Origin of the sequence: Mycolicibacterium stellerae (assembly GCF_003719305.1) — a bacterium.
Lineage (GTDB): Bacteria > Actinomycetota > Actinomycetes > Mycobacteriales > Mycobacteriaceae > Mycobacterium > Mycobacterium stellerae.
On the sequence record NZ_RARC01000008.1, the window covers coordinates 102570 to 118567 of the forward strand.

Sequence of the window (15998 nt, forward strand, 5' to 3'; positions counted from 1 at the left end):
TGTGGGTCTAGGGGAGGGGTAGCGCCGCATATGGTGACCAGGTTGTCGGCGTCTGATGCGTCGTTTTTCGGCCTGGAGGACTCTTCGACGCCGATGTATGTGTCCTCGCTGGTGATTCTCCGCAAGCCTCGCGGCGGGCTGAGCTACGAGAGCCTGCTGGCAACGGTCGAACAGCGTCTGCCCCAGATTCCGCGATACCGGCAGAAGGTGCGAGAGGTGGCCCTCGGGCTGGCGCGGCCGGTCTGGGTCGACGACCGCGAGTTCGACATCACCTATCACGTCCGCAGGTCAGCGCTGCCGTCCCCGGGCAGCGATGCGCAGCTGCACGAGCTGGTGGCGAGGCTGGGGTCTCGCGCGCTGGACAAGACGCGTCCGCTGTGGGAGATGTACCTGGTCGAGGGGTTGGCCAGAAACCGCCTCGCCATCTACACCAAGTCGCACCAGGCGCTGGTCAACGGAATGACGGCGCTCGAGATCGGGCACGTGATCGCCGACCGCTCGCAGAAGCCGCCAATGTTCGGGGAGGATATCTGGATCCCGGCACGCGAGCCTGGCGACGCCCAGCTGTTGCTGGGCGCCGTCGGTGAGTGGATCGCCCGGCCGGGCGCGCAGATAGCGGCCGTTCAATCCGCGGTCACCGAGATGGCCACCAACTCGGGGGAGCTGCTCGAGGTCGGCAGGCGGTTCAGCGCCGCCGCGCGGACCTTCGCCAGGGGCACCGCGCCGTCCAGCCCGCTCAACGCCAAGGTGTCGCGCAACCGCCGGTTTACCGTTGCCAGCGCCAAGCTGGAGGACTACCGAAACCTGCGCGCCCGTTACGACTGCGATGTCAACGACGTCGTGCTCGCGGTGATCGCGGGTGCCCTGCGGAACTGGCTCCTGTCGCGGGGCGAGCCGGTTGCGCCGACGGCCACCGTGCGGGCGATGGCTCCGATGTCGGTGTACCCGGACGAAGAGCTGGATTCGTCGGGTCCGGGTCAGGCGATCAGCGAGGTATCGCCGTTCCTCGTCGACCTACCCGTGGGTGAGGGCAACGCGGTGGTGCGGCTATCCCAGATCGCGCACATGACGGAGTCGCACCCGACGGCCGCCAGCCTCGTCGATGCAAGGACCATCGTCACCCTGTCCGGTTTCGCGCCACCGACCCTGCACGCCATGGGAATTCGGGTCGCGACCACATACCCCGCGCGGCAGTTCAACCTGCTGATCACCAACGTGCCGGGCGCCCAGAAGCAGATGTACATCGCGGGCACCAAGCTGCTCGAGACCTATGCGGTGCCGCCGCTGCTGAACAACCAGGTGCTGGCGATCGGCGTCACCTCCTACAACGGCATGCTCTATTTCGGAATCAACGCCGATCGCGACGCGATGAGCGACGTCGACGTCCTGCCGTCTTTGCTGCGCGAATCCCTCGACGAACTGCTCGAAGCCGCTCAGTAACGCAATCGTTGCGCGGCGGGGTATTGACGAAGGCGTGCAACCCGGTTCGAATGAATTCACCATGACCATCAGCAGTGAATCTCCTGAAACCTCGAAAGACTCCGCCGCCCCGGCGCGTACCACAGCAGGGCAGCCCGTATCGCATCCGATCTTCGCGGTACCGATCGATGACGAACGGCACGCCCGCAACCGCGGGCTCGACAAGGTGGTGTTCGGCGTCACCGCCGTAATTGCCCTCGGGTTCCTGGTGTGGGGCTTCGTCAGCACCGAAACGTTGGCCGGCGCATCGGGGTCCGCACTGACCTGGGTGATGGACAACGTGGGCTGGCTGTTCGTGTTGACCGCCTCCGGGTTCGTGGTGTTCGTGCTGTGGCTTGCGCTTGGCCGGTTCGGTGCCATCCCGTTGGGCTGTGACGACGAGGAGCCCGAGTTCCGGACCATTTCCTGGGTGGCGATGATGTTCAGCGCGGGCATGGGTATCGGCCTGATGTTCTTCGGCGTCGCCGAGCCGCTCACCCACTTCGCGACGCCACCGCCGGGCACCGGTGCCGCCGGGAATCCCGAGGCGGTGCAGACCGCGATGGCCACCACGCTCTTCCACTGGACGTTGCATCCGTGGGCGATCTACGCGGTCGTCGGGCTCGCGATCGCCTACGGCGTCTACCGGAAGGGCCGCATGCAGTTGATCAGCGCGGCGTTCGAGCCGCTGTTGGGTAACCGCGCCAACGGGCCGGGCGGCAAGGTCATCGACATGCTGGCGATCTTCGCGACCCTCTTCGGCTCGGCGGCTTCACTCGGGCTCGGTGCACTGCAGATCCGCAGCGGGCTGCACATCGTCGCGGGCGTCAGCGAGACCGGCAACACGGTGCTGGTCGTCATCATCACGGTGCTCACTGTCGCGTTTGTGCTGTCGGCGGTATCCGGTGTGGCCAGGGGCATTCAGTGGCTGTCGAACATCAACATGGTGCTTGCCTTGCTGCTCGCGGCATTCGTGTTCGTAGTCGGGCCAACCATTTTCATCCTCAACCTTCTGCCCACCTCACTGGGCAGCTACTTCCAAGACATCGCGATGATGTCGGCGCGTACCGGGGCCGAAGGCACCGATGTCGACACCTGGCTGCAGTCCTGGACGATCTTCTACTGGGCGTGGTGGATCTCCTGGACGCCCTTCGTCGGCATGTTCATCGCCAGGATCTCGCGTGGCCGCACGATTCGTCAGTTCGTCACCGGTGTGCTGCTGGTGCCGAGCCTGGTGTCTTTGGTGTGGTTCTGCGTGTTCGGCGGCGCGGCGATCAAGGTCCAGCAGGACGGCGTCGACCTGGCCGGTGAGGGCAGCATCGAGGCGCAGCTGTTCGGCCTGCTCGACCAGTATCCGATTGCGATCATCGCCAGCGTGCTGGTGATGGTGTTGGTGGCGATCTTCTTCGTTTCCGGCGCCGACGCCGCCTCGATCGTGATGGGCTCGCTGTCCGAACGGGGAACGATCAAACCCAGCAGGGGCACCGTCATCTTCTGGGGCGTCGCGATGGGCGCCGTCGCCGCGGTGATGCTGCTGGTCGGCGGGGAGGACGCACTCACCGGCCTGCAGACGATCACCATCATCGCCGCACTGCCGTTTGTGCTCGTGATGGTGGGCCTGGCCGTCGCGCTGGTCAAGGACCTGCGTCAGGATCCACTGATGGTGCGCCGCAGATACGCCGCAGACGCGGTGGACAGCGCCGTCGTACACGGCGTCACCGAACACGGCGACGACTTCATGATCTCGGTGGAGAAGGATCCCAAGAGGAGCTGACGGTTCGCCGCGCGACAAACGTCGATGGCTCCTACGATGCGCGGATGGGTACGAAAAAGCCGAACGGTAAATCGGGCGCCAAGGCAGGCAAGCCCAAGAAGCGCAAGATTTCGCCAGAGGTTTACGAGGCCGAAATATTCCGTCTTCAAACGGAATTCGTGAAGCTCCAGGAGTGGGTGCGACATACCGGCGCCCGCGTCGTCATAGTCTTCGAAGGGCGCGACGCCGCAGGCAAAGGCGGAACGATCAAGCGGATCACCGAATATCTGAGTCCGCGCATCGCCCGGATCGCCGCGCTTCCGGCGCCGTCGGATCGTGAGCGGGGCCAGTGGTATTACCAGCGCTACATCGCGCAACTGCCCGCGAAGGGAGAGATCGTGTTGTTCGACCGGTCGTGGTACAACCGGGCGGGCGTCGAGAAGGTCATGGGATTCTGTACCCCGCAAGAACATTCGCTGTTTTTGCGGCAGACCCCGATTTTCGAGCAGATGCTGATCGAGGACGGCGTCCTGTTGCGGAAGTACTGGTTCTCGGTCTCGGATGACGAGCAGTTGCGGCGGTTCAAGTCCAGGCTCAATGACCCGGTGCGGCAATGGAAGCTCAGTCCGATGGATCTGGAATCGGTGTACCGCTGGGAGGACTATTCCAGGGCCAAGGACGAGATGATGGTGCACACCGACACGGCCGCGAGTCCGTGGTACGTCGTCGAATCCGACATCAAGAAGCATGCCCGGTTGAACATGATGGCCCATCTGTTGTCGACCTTGGAGTACGAGGACGTCGAACACTCGAAGGTCGAGTTGCCGGAGCGGCCCGTTCTCAGCGGTAACTACCAGCGACCACCGCGGGAACTGTCGAAGTACGTCGACGACCACGTCGTCGCGCTGATGGGGGACGCCGAATGACACGCTAACCTCCCCTGGTGCGTGTCTACGTTCCTGCGACCCTGGCGATGCTGGCGCAGCTCGTCTCCGGCCGGGAGCTGCGCGCCGTCAACGGCACGGCATTCGCGGTGACGCCGACGCTGCGCGAGTCCTACGCCGAGGGTGACGACGAGGAACTGGCCGACGTGGCCCTGCGGGAGGCGGCGCTGGCATCCGTGCGGCTGCTGGCCGGGGCAGGCGACGAGGCTGATCGCGATGTCGCAGACCGAACGGCTGCGCCCGCGGAGCTGCCGCCGCGGCGCGCCGTGCTGGTCGCCGAGGTGGACGACGTCAAGGCCCGCCCCGACCTCGACGACGCCGTGGTGCGGTTGACGGGGCCGGTCGCCATCGACGACGTGATCGCCGTCTACGTCGACAACGAAGCCGCCGAGGAGGCCGTGCTGGCCGCGATCGACGCGATCGACGCCGCCGATCTGGGCGACGAGGACGCCGAGCTGACCGTCGGCGATGCGCAGGACCACGATCTGGCCTGGTACGCCACCCAGGAACTGCCGTTCCTGCTTGAATTTCTCTAGCTTCGAGTGGATACGGAAGCGTAAGTTACGGTACCGTAGGTTGCGTGGCCAAGAACTCCATAAAGGTGTCGGCCAATGTCGCCGACACCGTGCGACCGAAGATCGCCGGCGCGAAGAAACACCCGGGCTGGCACGCCCTGCGCACCATCGCTGAGCGGATCACCACACCGCTGTTGCCAGACGACTACCTGAAGCTCGCCAACCCGCTGTGGTCGGCCCGTGAGCTGCGGGGACGTGTGGTGGAGGTGCGTCCGGAGACCGTCGACTCCGCGACGCTGGTCATCAAGCCGGGGTGGGGTTTCTCGTTCGATTACCAACCCGGTCAGTACGTCGGCATCGGACTGTTGGTGGACGGCCGCTGGCGGTGGCGGTCCTACTCGCTGACCTCGAGCCCGGTGACATCGGGCCCAAGCCGAACCATCACCATCACGGTCAAGGCCATGCCCGAGGGGTTCCTGTCGACGCACCTCGTCGGCGGGGTGGCGCCAGGCACGATCGTGCGACTGGCCGCGCCGCAGGGCAACTTCACGTTGCCCGATCCGGCGCCGGCCGCCGTACTTTTCATCACCGCCGGGTCAGGTATCACCCCGGTGATGTCGATGCTGCGCACGCTGTCGCGGCGAGACCAGATCACCGACATCGTGCACTTGCATTCCGCGCCAACGGAATCCGACCTGATGTTCGCCGCCGAGCTGGCCGAGCTTGCGCGCAACCACCCCGGATACCGGCTTCGCGTGCGCGCGACGCGCGAGGCGGGCCGGCTCGACTTCTCCCGGCTCGATGACGAGGTGCCTGACTGGCGCGACCGCCAGACCTGGACCTGCGGGCCGGAGGGAATGCTGACCGCCGCCGAGGATCTCTGGTCGTCGGCCGGTCTGAAGGAGCAGCTGCATCAGGAGCGCTTCGCGGCCGCCCGCACGGCGGTGCACGGCCAGGGCGGCACGGTCGAGTTCGCCCGCAGCGGGAAATCGGTCACCGTGGACGCCGCGACGCCACTGATGGACGCGGGCGAGGGCGCGGGTGTCCGGATGCCGTTCGGCTGCCGAATGGGGATCTGTCAGTCCTGTGTCGTCGGGCTGCTTGATGGACACGTGCGTGACCTGCGCACAGGCGTGGAACACGAACCGGGAAGCCGGGTACAGACGTGCATTTCCGCAGCATCTGGCGATTGCGTGCTGGACGCATAGACTTTACTGGCTGGTAACCTACGCGACCGTAGGTTACGTTAGAGTAGGTACTACAAAAGGGAAGGGGGCCCAACGATGGCTATCACCGACGTTCCGGCATTCGCGCACTTGACCGAAGCCGACATCGACAATCTGGCTTTCGAGCTGGACACCATCCGCCAGGACATTGAGGACTCTCGGGGTGAGCGCGACTCGCGCTACATCCGCCGCACCATCGCCGCGCAGCGGGCGCTCGAGGTGGCAGGCCGCCTCATGCTGGCCGCCGGATCGAAGCGCTCGGCCTGGTGGGCCGGGACCGTCACTCTGGGCGTCTCCAAGATCATCGAGAACATGGAGATCGGCCACAACGTCATGCACGGCCAGTGGGATTGGATGAACGATCCCGAGATCCACTCCTCTACATGGGAGTGGGATATGGGCGGGGCGTCCAAGCACTGGCGCTTCACCCACAACTTCATGCATCACAAGTACACCAACATCCTTGGCATGGACGACGACGTCGGCTACGGCACGCTTCGCGTCACAAGGGATCAGCGGTGGAAACCGTTCAATCTCGGCAACATCCTCTACAACACCATCCTCGCGATCGGGTTCGAGTGGGGTGTCGGCCTGCAACACCTGGAGCTCGGCAAGATCTCCAAGGGTCGCGACGACCGCGCCGCCACCATGAAACGGGTGAAGGAATTCGGCGTGAAGGCCGGTCATCAGGTGGCCAAGGACTACATCGCCTACCCGGCGCTGACGTCGCTGTCCCCAAGGGCGAGCTTCATGTCGACGCTGAAGGCCAATGCGGTGGCCAACGTCATCCGCAACGTCTGGTCCAACGCAGTGATCTTCTGCGGTCATTTCCCTGACGGCGCAGAGAAATTCACCAAAACCGACATGGTCGGCGAGAGCAAGGGTCAGTGGTATCTGCGCCAGATGCTCGGCAGTGCCAACTTCGAGAACGGCCCGGCGCTGCGGTTCATGAGCGGCAACCTGTGTTACCAGATCGAACACCACCTCTATCCGGATCTGCCGAGCAACCGGCTCCACGAGATTTCGCTGCGGGTCAAGGACGTGTGCGACAAGTACGACCTGCCGTACACGACGGGATCGTTCTTGGTGCAGTACGGCAAGACATGGCGGACGATCGCCAAGCTGTCACTGCCGGACCGCTACCTGCGCGACACCGCCGACGACGCACCCGAGACGCGCAGCGAGCGGATGTTCACCGACCTGGAGCCCGGCTTCGCGGCCATCGATCCGGCCACCGGCCGACGTCGCGGTCTGAACACCGCGATCGCGACGGTGCGGCAGTGGCGACGCGATAGGCGCGCGGCCAAGCAAGCGGCTGGCTCCGACGACCTGGCAGCCTGAGACTGGACCAGCGGGTTACAGTTAGGCGGTGTCGCCGCCAGATAATCGCGGGGCGAGGTCACGGCTGACCTCCCGCGGTGTCGCGACCCGTAACCGGATCGTGCTCGCCGCCGCTGAGATCATGCATGCCCAGGGCGTCGCGACGACGACCATCGACGAGGTGCTTGCCGCGAGCGCGACCAGCAAGTCGCAGTTCTATCAGCACTTCGACGACAAGTCCGAGCTGGTTTACGAAGTCATCACGCTGCGCGCCGACGAGATTCTGTCCTGGCAGCGGTTGCGGCTGGAGAAGGTGGATTCGCTACGCGGGCTTCATCAATGGCGTGACGCGATGGTGCAGCGCTGTGTGTTGCGCCGTGGCCTGTGGGGCTGTGAGCTGGGGTCGCTGGCCGCCGAACTGTCGGATACCGACGACAAGGCTAGGGCCTCGCTGGCCGAGCATTTCGCCGAATGGCGGGCGATTCTGGCGGGCGCACTGGAGCGGATGCGCGACAATGGGGTGCTGAGCACAGACATCGACGCTCCCGCGCTGGCGACCGGGCTTCTGGCCGCCGTCGAGGGCGGTTACCTGCTGTCCCAGACCGCGCACGACCCGCGTCTGATGCAGATATCGCTCAATGCTGCGATCTCCCACATCATGTCGTTTGCCCCAGACAGCAGCGAGCGGGCCAGTCGCTGACTGGCCCGCTCGGTCTGACTGCTGTCTTAGCTAGTTGTCGCCCGGAGGGGCGGTCGGCGCGGGCGGCGCCTTGATTTCGGGCGAGAACGGGTTCGGTCCGGTGGGATCGAGCCGCGGCGCCTTCTCCGTCGGGCTTGCCGGCGTCGTGGTTGTCGTTGTGGTGGTTGATGTTTCGGATGGAGCCTCTTTCTCCTCGCTACCGCACGCGGTCAGCGCTCCCATCGAGATGATGGCAGCGATACCGAGTGAGGCGGCGACTCGACGGGTCGACCAGCCTGTCTTCATGTGGGGTCCTGTTCGTAGCGTGGAACGACATAGAAATACGAACTGAACTATATCGTCCAGTTCCCGGGCTCGTCAATGGGAGTATCCGCCCAAATGAGACCAGATAGTCCAATGGGACCTGTGTGTCAGCTGGGAATGTAGTCGAAACTGTCCGGGTTGGGGCCGGTTCGTCCCTTCTCGCCCTTGTTCAGTTCGGTGAGGGCGTCGGCGTCGTCGGAGCTCAGCTCGAAATCGAAGATATCCAAGTTCTCCTTGATGCGCGCCGGTGTCACCGACTTCGGAAACACGATGTCACCACGTTGGATGTGCCAGCGCAACACCACCTGGGCGGGCGACTTGCCCGTCGCGTCGGCGATACCTTGCACAACCTGGTCGCCGAGCACCGCGCCCTGCGCGATCGGCGACCACGCCTCGGTGGCGATCCCGTGCTGCTGTCCATAGGCGCGCACCTCGTCGTTGGTGAAGTAGGGGTGCACCTCGATCTGGTTCACCGTGGGCACGGTTTCGGTCTCCTTTGCCAACCGCTCGAGGTGGGGGACCTGGAAATTCGATACCCCGATGCTGCGGGCCCGGCCGTCCCTCTTGAACTCCTCCAGCGTCTGCCACGTCGAGACGAAATCGCCGTCGTACAGCGTCGGCAACGGCCAGTGGATCAGGAACAGGTCGACGTAGTCGAAGCCGAGCTCGGCCAGCGTTGAGTCGAATGCGCGCCGGGCGTCGTCTGGCTTGTGGAAGCCGTTGTTCAGCTTGCTGGTGACGTACACCTCGGCACGGTCGATGCCTGCGTCGCGGATGCCCTGCCCGACGCCCGCCTCGTTCTGGTACATCTCGGCGGTGTCGATGTGCCGATAGCCGAGCTCCAGCGCTTTCCTGGTGGCCTCGGCGGTCTCGCCCGGCTCGATCTGATAGACGCCGAACCCCAGCTGCGGGATTTTGGCACCGTCGTTGAGTTCGATGGTCGGTACTTCGCTCACAATTGATCCTCCTCAAGGTCAGCCTGCCCGGTACTCGATCGGGTCAAACACCCCCGTCTCGCGATTTATGTCCACCGATCGGGGGACACCCGGTTCATCCGATGCTCGGCCCGATCGCCGGACATACAGCGCCTTTGCTCTCCGGCATTCTTGAGTCATCGCCGGAACACACCGGCAGACAACCGAAAAGCTAACTTACACAGGAGAACTCGAAATGATCAAGAACGTCTTCGCCCGCTACCTCGTCCTGCTGACCGTCGGAGGAAGCCTGCTCGGCGGCGCCGCTGTAGGCCTGGCAGGCATGGCCAGCGCCGCGACCACCAACGGCGCGACCGGCCCCGGCTACTCCTACGCCCCGAGCGTCAAGGCGAAGCCCGCCCCGACGCAGAAGCCGGGCTGGCACAACCACCACGGCGCGTGGCACATCCACGCCCTCAACGGCAGCTGATAGCCCATCGCGCAAGAAGCCCTCTCCGGTATCGGAGGGGGCTTCTTGTGTCCAGCAGGCCCGCGTGGTGTCTCGGGGGTAGTCAGCCTTCGCGCATCGCGGCCAACAGGCGGCGCGCCGCCGCGACCCGGTCGGCCGCGGGCCCCGTCAGCGTGTCCAGTGCACATTCCGGGTCGGCGGGCGGGCCGAGGTGGCCGCAGCCGCGGGGACAGTCCTCGATCGCCTCGGCCAGATCAGAGAAGGCCAGCATCACGTCGTCGGGCTCGATGTGGGCCAGCCCGAACGACCGGATGCCCGGCGTATCGATGACCCAGCCGCAACCTTGCAGCGGTAACGCCACCGACTGCGACGACGTGTGCCGCCCCTTCCCGACGCCGGACACATCGCCGGTGGCCCGATCCGCCTCCGGCACAAGCCGATTCACCAGCGTGGACTTCCCGACGCCGGAGTGGCCGAGCAGCACCGTCACCTTGTCCACCAGCAGTGGCGCAACGGCATCGAGCGGATCGTCGCGGCCCGCGATCGCGATTGAAAGGTCCAGTCCGGCGAACTGCGCGGCGAAGGGCTCAGGCGGTGCGAGGTCGGTCTTGGTCAGGCACAAGATCGGCGTCAGCCCACCCGCATATGCCGCGATGAGCGTGCGTTCGACGAGGCCTGTGCGCGGCGGCGGGTCGGCGAGCGCGACGACGATCAGCAGCTGGTCGGCGTTGGCGACGACCACGCGCTCGGTCGGGTCGGTGTCGTCGGCCGTGCGCCGCAACACCGTTCGGCGGTCACCGCGCCGCACGATGCGCGCCAGGGTGTCCGCGCGTCCGGAGAGGTCGCCGACAAGGCCCACGTCGTCGCCCACCACGATCGACGTTCGGCCCAGTTCGCGTGCCCGCATGGCCGTCACGATGCGGTCGGGGTCGCGGCCAAGCGCGCAGCCCCATCGCCCGCGGTCGACCGTCACCACCATGCCGTCCTTGGCGTCGGCGTGGTCGGGGCGGATCTTGGTGCGCGGCCGGGAACCCCGACCCGGTCGGATCCGGACGTCGGACTCGTCGTATTCCCTGCTCACACCTCATGCCCCTGGCATGGACGCCTGGCCGGCCAGCATCCCGGCCCACATCCGCGGGAAGTCCGGCAGCGTCTTCGCGGTGGTACCGATGTCCTCGACCTCTACGCCAGGCGTCCGCAGCCCGACGATCGCGCCCGCGGTCGCCATCCGGTGGTCGGCGTAGGACCGCCACACGCCGCCGCGCATCAACCGGGAGGTGATGACGAGGCCGTCGGGGATCTCCTCGCAATGACCGCCGAGACCGTTGATTTCGGCGCTCAGCGCGGCTAGCCGGTCGGTTTCGTGACCGCGCAGATGGGCGATGCCGGTGAGCTGGGATACCGACCCGGGCGAGGCCAGCGCGGCCAGCGCCGCCACCGCAGGCGCCAGCTCGCCGACATCGTGCAGGTCGACATCGAAACCGCCGTAGACACCGATACCCTGCACCTCGAGATACGAATTGCTGTGCCGCACAATGGCACCCAACTTCTCGAGGATGCCGAGTATGGCGTCGGCCGGCTGCGTGCTGGCCGCCGGCCAGCCCGCGATGCGCACGATCCCCCCACTGGCGACCGCCGCGGCCAGGAACGGCACCGCGTTGGACAGGTCGGGCTCGATCACCCAGTGCCGCGCGGAGATCGGGCCGGGGGAGACCCGCCAGCGGTTGGCCTGCGTGTCATCGACGTCGACGCCCGCATCGCGCAGCATCGCCACGGTCATCGCCACATGCGGGGCCGACGGCACCGACTCGCCGGTGTGCACGATCGTCAGCCCGTCGGTGAACGATGCACCGGACAACAGCAGCCCGGAGACGAACTGCGACGACCCCGAGGCGTCGATCTCGACCAGGCCACCGTCCACCGCTCCGGAGCCGCGCACCGAGAACGGCAAGCCGTCACCGTCGAGGTGCACACCGAGCCCGCGCAGCGCATCCAGCAGCGGCGCGATGGGGCGGGCGCGGGCCTGCGCGTCGCCGTCGAACACCACGGTCCTGGTGGACAGCGCCGCGACGGGCGGAACGAATCGCAGCACGGTGCCCGCCAGGCCGCAGTCGACCGTGGCGCCGACCGATGGGTTGATGCGGCCGCTGACCGACAGCTCGTCGCCGTCGCCGTAGACAGTGACGCCGAGGGTGCGCAGCGCACCGATCATCAGATCGGTGTCCCGGCTGCGCAGCGCACCGCTGATCGTGGAGGCTCCTTGTGCGGTGGCCAGCGCCGCGAGCACGAGCGCCCGATTGGTCTGCGACTTGCTGCCCGGCACCGTCACCGTGGCGTGCACCGGGCCCGTCGTCGTCGGTGCCCGCCAGTTGCTTTGTTGCCCCACAGGTGCGCGGTCCGTCACCACTCCATCCTGCCTTGTCGCTGCGTTCTGCCACCATGGGCTATATGTGTGGGCGATTCGCGGTAACCACCGATCCGGCGCTGCTGGCCGAGAAGATCCAGGCCATCGATGAGGCCACTGCGGCCACCAAAGGCAAGGACGCGGGCGGGCCGAACTACAACGTCGCGCCGACCACCACGATCAGCACCGTCGTCAAGCGGCACAGCGAGCCCGACGACGAGTCGACGCGGCGGATCCGGCTGATGCGGTGGGGCCTTGTACCGCCGTGGGCCAAGGAGGCCTCGGAGGGTGTTCCCGATACCAAGGGCCCGCTGCTGATCAACGCTCGCGCGGAGACGATCACCAAATCGCCCGCGTTCCGAAACTCGGCGAAGAGCAAGCGCTGCCTGGTCCCGATGGATGGCTGGTACGAGTGGCGCGGCGAGAAGGGCAAAAAGACGCCGTTTTACATGTACGGCGCCGACGGCGAGCCGCTCTTCATGGCCGGCCTGTGGTCGACGTGGCGGCCCAAGGGGGCGAGCAAGGACTCTGCGCCGCTGTTGAGCGCCACGATCATCACCACCGACGCGGCAGGCCCGCTGGCCGAGATCCACGACCGGATGCCGCTGACGATCAGCAGCAGCGACTGGGACCGTTGGCTCGACCCGGACGCACCCGTCGACGAGGGCCTGCTTCGCGGGCACGGCGACCTCGACCGGATCGAGATCCGCGAGGTGTCGCGGCTGGTGAACAGTGTCCGCAACAACGGCCCCGAGTTGATCGAGCCGGCGGAGCCGGAGGCCGAGCAAGCGACGTTGCTGTAGGCGTCACCGGCGCTGCGCCGTCACCACCACATACGGCCCATCGAACGCCACACGGCCGTCCGCGCCGACGCTCGCGCGCATCGCGTCCTCGAAGGCGGCCAGCAGCTCGCCGCGCTTGACTTCGTCGAGGTTCCCCAGCAGCGAGACGTGAATCGGCGACTCATGCTCCAACAGATACATTGCGTCGTCGACCGATCCCAAATGCCATGTGTGCGTGGCTGTTTCGATCACGATGTCGTCGAAGTCCGCGGCGAGCCGGTCGGTGATCACGTCGGCCATACCCCACTGATCGGGGGAGTATGCCGAGGCGGGCGGTGTCCCGAGCACCGCGACGACCGGCTTGTAGAACGGGATGTCACGATCGGGCACCCACGAGGAGAAGCCCACCACGCCGCCCGGCCTGAGCAGCCGCGCGATCTCGGCGACCTGGCTGGCGGGTTCGACGAAGATGATGCCCATATTCGACATCACCGCGTCGAACGATCCGCCTGCCAGCCCGGTGTCGGAGGCGTCGCCGGTCAGCCAGTCGACCGTCAGGCCTGCCGCCTCGGCCTTCTGCGCGGCGAGCGCGATCAGCTCACCGGTGATGTCGACGCCCGTCACCCGCGCGCCTGCTGCGCTCGCGACGAGCGCGACGTTGCCGGTGCCGCAGGCCAGGTCGACCACCGCGGCGCCACGCAGCGGCAGCCGGCGCGCTACCGCGGACACCACGTCGGCCCCGATCGCCGCGATGCGATCGCCGATCGCGTCGTAGCGGCCGGATGACCATGAGGTGGGGGAGGACATGACGCCAAGCGTGTCACGATGGGGTGGTGACGTCGTTGACCGGCTATCCCGTCACCGCGCCGCCGCTTGCTCGGCCCGTGTTCTTCCAACAGTTCTGGGCGGACCTGACGTTCGTGCACTGGCCGGTGCGACCTGAGGACGTCGCTGACCTGTTGCCGCCGGGAACCCGCCCCGACCTGTTCGACGGCCAGACGTATGCGGGGCTGATTCCGTTCACGATGCGCGCGACGGCGGTGGGCACCGCGCTGCCTGTGCCGTACTTCGGCACCTTTCACGAGACCAACGTCCGGCTGTACTCGATCGACGACGCGGGCCGCCACGGCGTCGTGTTCCGATCACTGGAGACTGCGCGCCTTGCGGTGGTGCCCGTCATGCGCGCCACCCTCGGTGTGCCGTACACCTGGTCGCGGATGCGCATCGACCGGTCCGGTGACCACATCCGTTATGACAGCCAACGCCGATGGCCGCGACGAGGGTTGCGCAGCGAACTGATGGTCCGAATCGGTGAAGTGGTGGAACCGACCCCGCTGGAGATCTGGCTGACCGCGAGGTGGGGTGCGCACACCCGCAAGGCAGGCCGGACGTGGTGGGTGCCCAACGAGCACGGGCCGTGGCCGTTGCGATCGGCCGAGGTCATCGGGGTCGACGACGATCTGATGGCCGCCGCGGGGATAGAGGTCGCAGGCGACCGTCTGCGGGCGCTGTTCTCGCCCGGCGTGCAGGCGCGCTTCGGCCGGCCGGCGAAGGTCAAGTAGCCGATTACGCACACCGCGTTCCGCTGGTGGGGGACGCTGTTGCACATGACCGATCTGCATTCCAAACCGCAGCTCACCACGATCGAAGTGCGCAAACCCGCCGATGGCTCCGTCATCGGCTCAGTTCCAGTGGACGGCCAGCAGGCCGTTGCCGCCAAGGCCCGCGAACTACGACTGTTCCAGCCCGAATGGGAGGCGATGGGCGCAGGCGGACGCAAGGAATGGCTGCTGAAATTCCAGGACTGGATCCTCGACAATGCCGAGCGCATCAGCGACCTGGTGCAGACGGAGTCCGGCAAGGCGATGGCCGAGGCACTTCTGGAGCCGACGATGTCGGCCGACATCGTGCAGTACTGGGCGCGCAACGCCGCCGACTTCCTGGCCGAGAGCCATCCGAAGCCGCACAGTCCGCTGATGAAGGTCAAGCGGTTGACCACGGTCCATCGTCCCTATCCGGTTGTGGGCCTGATCATTCCGTGGAACTTCCCGTTCATGAACGCGGTGATCGACGGGATACCGGCCCTGGCCGCCGGTGCGGCGCTCCTGGTGAAGCCGTCGGAGGTGACACCGCTGTGTGCCGCCGAATTCGCCCGCGGCTGGGCCGAAATCGGTGCACCGCCGGTCCTTGGTGTGGTCAACGGTTACGCAGAGACAGGCGCCGCGGTGATCGCCAACTCGGACTACGTGCAGTTCACCGGTTCGACGGCGACCGGCCGCAAGGTCGCGGTCTCCTGTGCCGAACGACTGATCCCCTTCAGCCTCGAACTCGGCGGAAAAGACCCGGCGATCGTGCTCGCCGACGCCGACCTCGAGCGCGCGGCCAACGGCATCGCATGGGCGGGCATGCTCAATTCCGGCCAGGCCTGCGTCTCCGTCGAACGGGTCTACGTCGAGGCACCCGTCTATGACGAGTTCGTCGCCAAGCTCACCGACAAGGTGAGTCGGCTGCGCCAGGGTGACGACGACCATCGCTTCCGCTTCGATGTCGGCGCGATTGCCACCGCCGTGCAGCGGGACAAGGTCGCGCGCCACGTCGACGAAGCGGTCGCCGCGGGTGCACGGGTGACCACCGGCGGCAAGCCGGGCGCCGCGGGCACCTACTACCAGCCCACCGTGCTGGTCGACGTCGACCAATCGATGACGTGCATGACGGAGGAGACGTTCGGCCCGACGTTGCCTGTGGTCAAGGTGGCCGACGAGGACGAGGCGGTCCGACTGGCCAACGACTCGGATTACGGGCTTTCGGCGACGGTGTGGACGAAAGACGTCGCACGTGGGGAGCGGGTGGCCCGTCGGCTCGAAGCGGGTGCGGTCAACGTGAACGACGCCTTGGCCAACGGGTTCAGCTTCGCGCTTCCGATGGGGGGATGGAAGCGCTCCGGGATCGGAGCGCGTAACGGCGGAGCGTATGGATTGCTGAAATATTGCCGGACCCAGGCGATTACCGCGCCGCGCATTGCGACGCAGGCCCGGGAGCTGCTGTGGTTTCCATACAAGCGCCGCCCATACCGGGCGACGATGGCCGTCGTGCGGGCCGCCGCGGCACGCGGGCGGCGACGATTCGGCCTCAAGCCGAAGGGCGCATAGGCCGGTTGTGCGGTTTCGTACGCGACACGCCGCGGCGGCGTACAAATCCGCGCAGTCGACG

Annotated in this window: 16 protein-coding genes; 11 read left to right on the top strand and 5 right to left on the bottom strand. The window is 66.5% G+C overall.

Annotated elements, in window-relative coordinates:
• Positions 1-30: 30 nt before the first annotated feature.
• The 7 genes from D6M19_RS12805 to D6M19_RS12835 all read left to right on the top strand — a co-directional run bounded on the left by D6M19_RS12805 (position 31) and on the right by D6M19_RS12835 (position 7916).
• Entirely contained in the window at positions 31-1440 is a 1410-nt protein-coding gene (locus D6M19_RS12805) for a WS/DGAT/MGAT family O-acyltransferase (RefSeq protein WP_123025604.1), read from the top strand.
• Positions 1441-1501: 61 nt separating this feature from the next.
• Positions 1502-3232: a BCCT family transporter gene (locus tag D6M19_RS12810; RefSeq protein WP_123025706.1), complete on the top strand. Its 1731-nt coding sequence runs from the start codon at positions 1502-1504 to the stop codon at positions 3230-3232.
• Positions 3233-3276: 44 nt separating this feature from the next.
• Positions 3277-4137, top strand: a complete 861-nt coding sequence (ppk2, locus tag D6M19_RS12815; protein ID WP_123025605.1) for a polyphosphate kinase 2 — start codon at positions 3277-3279, stop codon at positions 4135-4137.
• A 14-nt stretch (positions 4138-4151) separates the two neighbouring features.
• Entirely contained in the window at positions 4152-4691 is a 540-nt protein-coding gene (locus tag D6M19_RS12820; protein WP_123025606.1) for a DUF6912 family protein, read from the top strand.
• Between the two features lie 44 nt (positions 4692-4735).
• Positions 4736-5878 carry a ferredoxin reductase gene (locus D6M19_RS12825; RefSeq protein ID WP_123025607.1) on the top strand — a complete coding sequence of 381 codons (1143 nt, stop codon included), beginning with the start codon at positions 4736-4738 and terminating at the stop codon, positions 5876-5878.
• 75 nt (positions 5879-5953) lie between these two features.
• Positions 5954-7237 carry a fatty acid desaturase family protein gene (locus D6M19_RS12830; RefSeq protein ID WP_123025608.1) on the top strand — a complete coding sequence of 428 codons (1284 nt, stop codon included), beginning with the start codon at positions 5954-5956 and terminating at the stop codon, positions 7235-7237.
• A gap of 28 nt (positions 7238-7265) precedes the next feature.
• Positions 7266-7916 (top strand): TetR/AcrR family transcriptional regulator, encoded by a 651-nt coding sequence (locus tag D6M19_RS12835; RefSeq protein ID WP_234834834.1) that lies wholly within the window; start codon positions 7266-7268, stop codon positions 7914-7916.
• 30 nt (positions 7917-7946) lie between these two features.
• Here D6M19_RS12835 and D6M19_RS12840 read toward each other — a convergent pair whose 3' ends face one another.
• Positions 7947-8201 (bottom strand): hypothetical protein, encoded by a 255-nt coding sequence (locus D6M19_RS12840; protein WP_123025610.1) that lies wholly within the window; start codon positions 8199-8201, stop codon positions 7947-7949.
• Between the two features lie 125 nt (positions 8202-8326).
• Positions 8327-9175 (bottom strand): aldo/keto reductase, encoded by an 849-nt coding sequence (locus tag D6M19_RS12845; protein WP_123025611.1) that lies wholly within the window; start codon positions 9173-9175, stop codon positions 8327-8329.
• A gap of 214 nt (positions 9176-9389) precedes the next feature.
• On the opposite strand from D6M19_RS12845, the gene D6M19_RS12850 reads away from it, so the two are divergent.
• Positions 9390-9623 (top strand): hypothetical protein, encoded by a 234-nt coding sequence (locus D6M19_RS12850; protein ID WP_123025612.1) that lies wholly within the window; start codon positions 9390-9392, stop codon positions 9621-9623.
• Between the two features lie 82 nt (positions 9624-9705).
• On the opposite strand, the gene rsgA is transcribed toward D6M19_RS12850, so the two are convergent.
• Both rsgA and aroA read right to left on the bottom strand, forming a co-directional pair.
• Entirely contained in the window at positions 9706-10683 is a 978-nt protein-coding gene (gene rsgA / locus D6M19_RS12855) for a ribosome small subunit-dependent GTPase A (RefSeq protein WP_123025613.1), read from the bottom strand.
• Between the two features lie 3 nt (positions 10684-10686).
• Positions 10687-11988: a 3-phosphoshikimate 1-carboxyvinyltransferase gene (aroA, locus tag D6M19_RS12860; protein WP_123025707.1), complete on the bottom strand. Its 1302-nt coding sequence runs from the start codon at positions 11986-11988 to the stop codon at positions 10687-10689.
• 62 nt (positions 11989-12050) lie between these two features.
• Between aroA and D6M19_RS12865 the strand changes: the two genes are divergently transcribed.
• Entirely contained in the window at positions 12051-12809 is a 759-nt protein-coding gene (locus D6M19_RS12865; RefSeq protein ID WP_206428515.1) for an SOS response-associated peptidase, read from the top strand.
• Positions 12810-12812: 3 nt separating this feature from the next.
• Here D6M19_RS12865 and D6M19_RS12870 read toward each other — a convergent pair whose 3' ends face one another.
• Entirely contained in the window at positions 12813-13595 is a 783-nt protein-coding gene (locus tag D6M19_RS12870) for a class I SAM-dependent methyltransferase (protein ID WP_123025615.1), read from the bottom strand.
• 26 nt (positions 13596-13621) lie between these two features.
• On the opposite strand from D6M19_RS12870, the gene D6M19_RS12875 reads away from it, so the two are divergent.
• On the top strand, positions 13622-14350 hold the full coding sequence (locus D6M19_RS12875) for a YqjF family protein (RefSeq protein WP_407665331.1): 729 nt from the start codon (positions 13622-13624) through the stop codon (positions 14348-14350).
• 45 nt (positions 14351-14395) lie between these two features.
• On the top strand, positions 14396-15937 hold the full coding sequence (locus D6M19_RS12880) for an aldehyde dehydrogenase family protein (RefSeq protein WP_123025617.1): 1542 nt from the start codon (positions 14396-14398) through the stop codon (positions 15935-15937).
• Positions 15938-15998 lie beyond the last annotated feature (61 nt).

Bases quoted from the DNA above. Each gene is read 5' to 3' on its own strand.
- D6M19_RS12805 (WP_123025604.1), top strand. From the start codon at position 31: ATGGTGACCAGGTTGTCGGCGTCTGATGCGTCGTTTTTCGGCCTGGAG.
- D6M19_RS12810 (WP_123025706.1), top strand. From the start codon at position 1,502: ATGACCATCAGCAGTGAATCTCCTGAAACCTCGAAAGACTCCGCCGCC.
- ppk2 (WP_123025605.1), top strand. From the start codon at position 3,277: ATGGGTACGAAAAAGCCGAACGGTAAATCGGGCGCCAAGGCAGGCAAG.
- D6M19_RS12830 (WP_123025608.1), top strand. From the start codon at position 5,954: ATGGCTATCACCGACGTTCCGGCATTCGCGCACTTGACCGAAGCCGAC.
- D6M19_RS12840 (WP_123025610.1), bottom strand. From the start codon at position 8,201: ATGAAGACAGGCTGGTCGACCCGTCGAGTCGCCGCCTCACTCGGTATC.
- D6M19_RS12850 (WP_123025612.1), top strand. From the start codon at position 9,390: ATGATCAAGAACGTCTTCGCCCGCTACCTCGTCCTGCTGACCGTCGGA.
- D6M19_RS12865 (WP_206428515.1), top strand. From the start codon at position 12,051: ATGTGTGGGCGATTCGCGGTAACCACCGATCCGGCGCTGCTGGCCGAG.
- D6M19_RS12870 (WP_123025615.1), bottom strand. From the start codon at position 13,595: ATGTCCTCCCCCACCTCATGGTCATCCGGCCGCTACGACGCGATCGGC.
- D6M19_RS12880 (WP_123025617.1), top strand. From the start codon at position 14,396: ATGACCGATCTGCATTCCAAACCGCAGCTCACCACGATCGAAGTGCGC.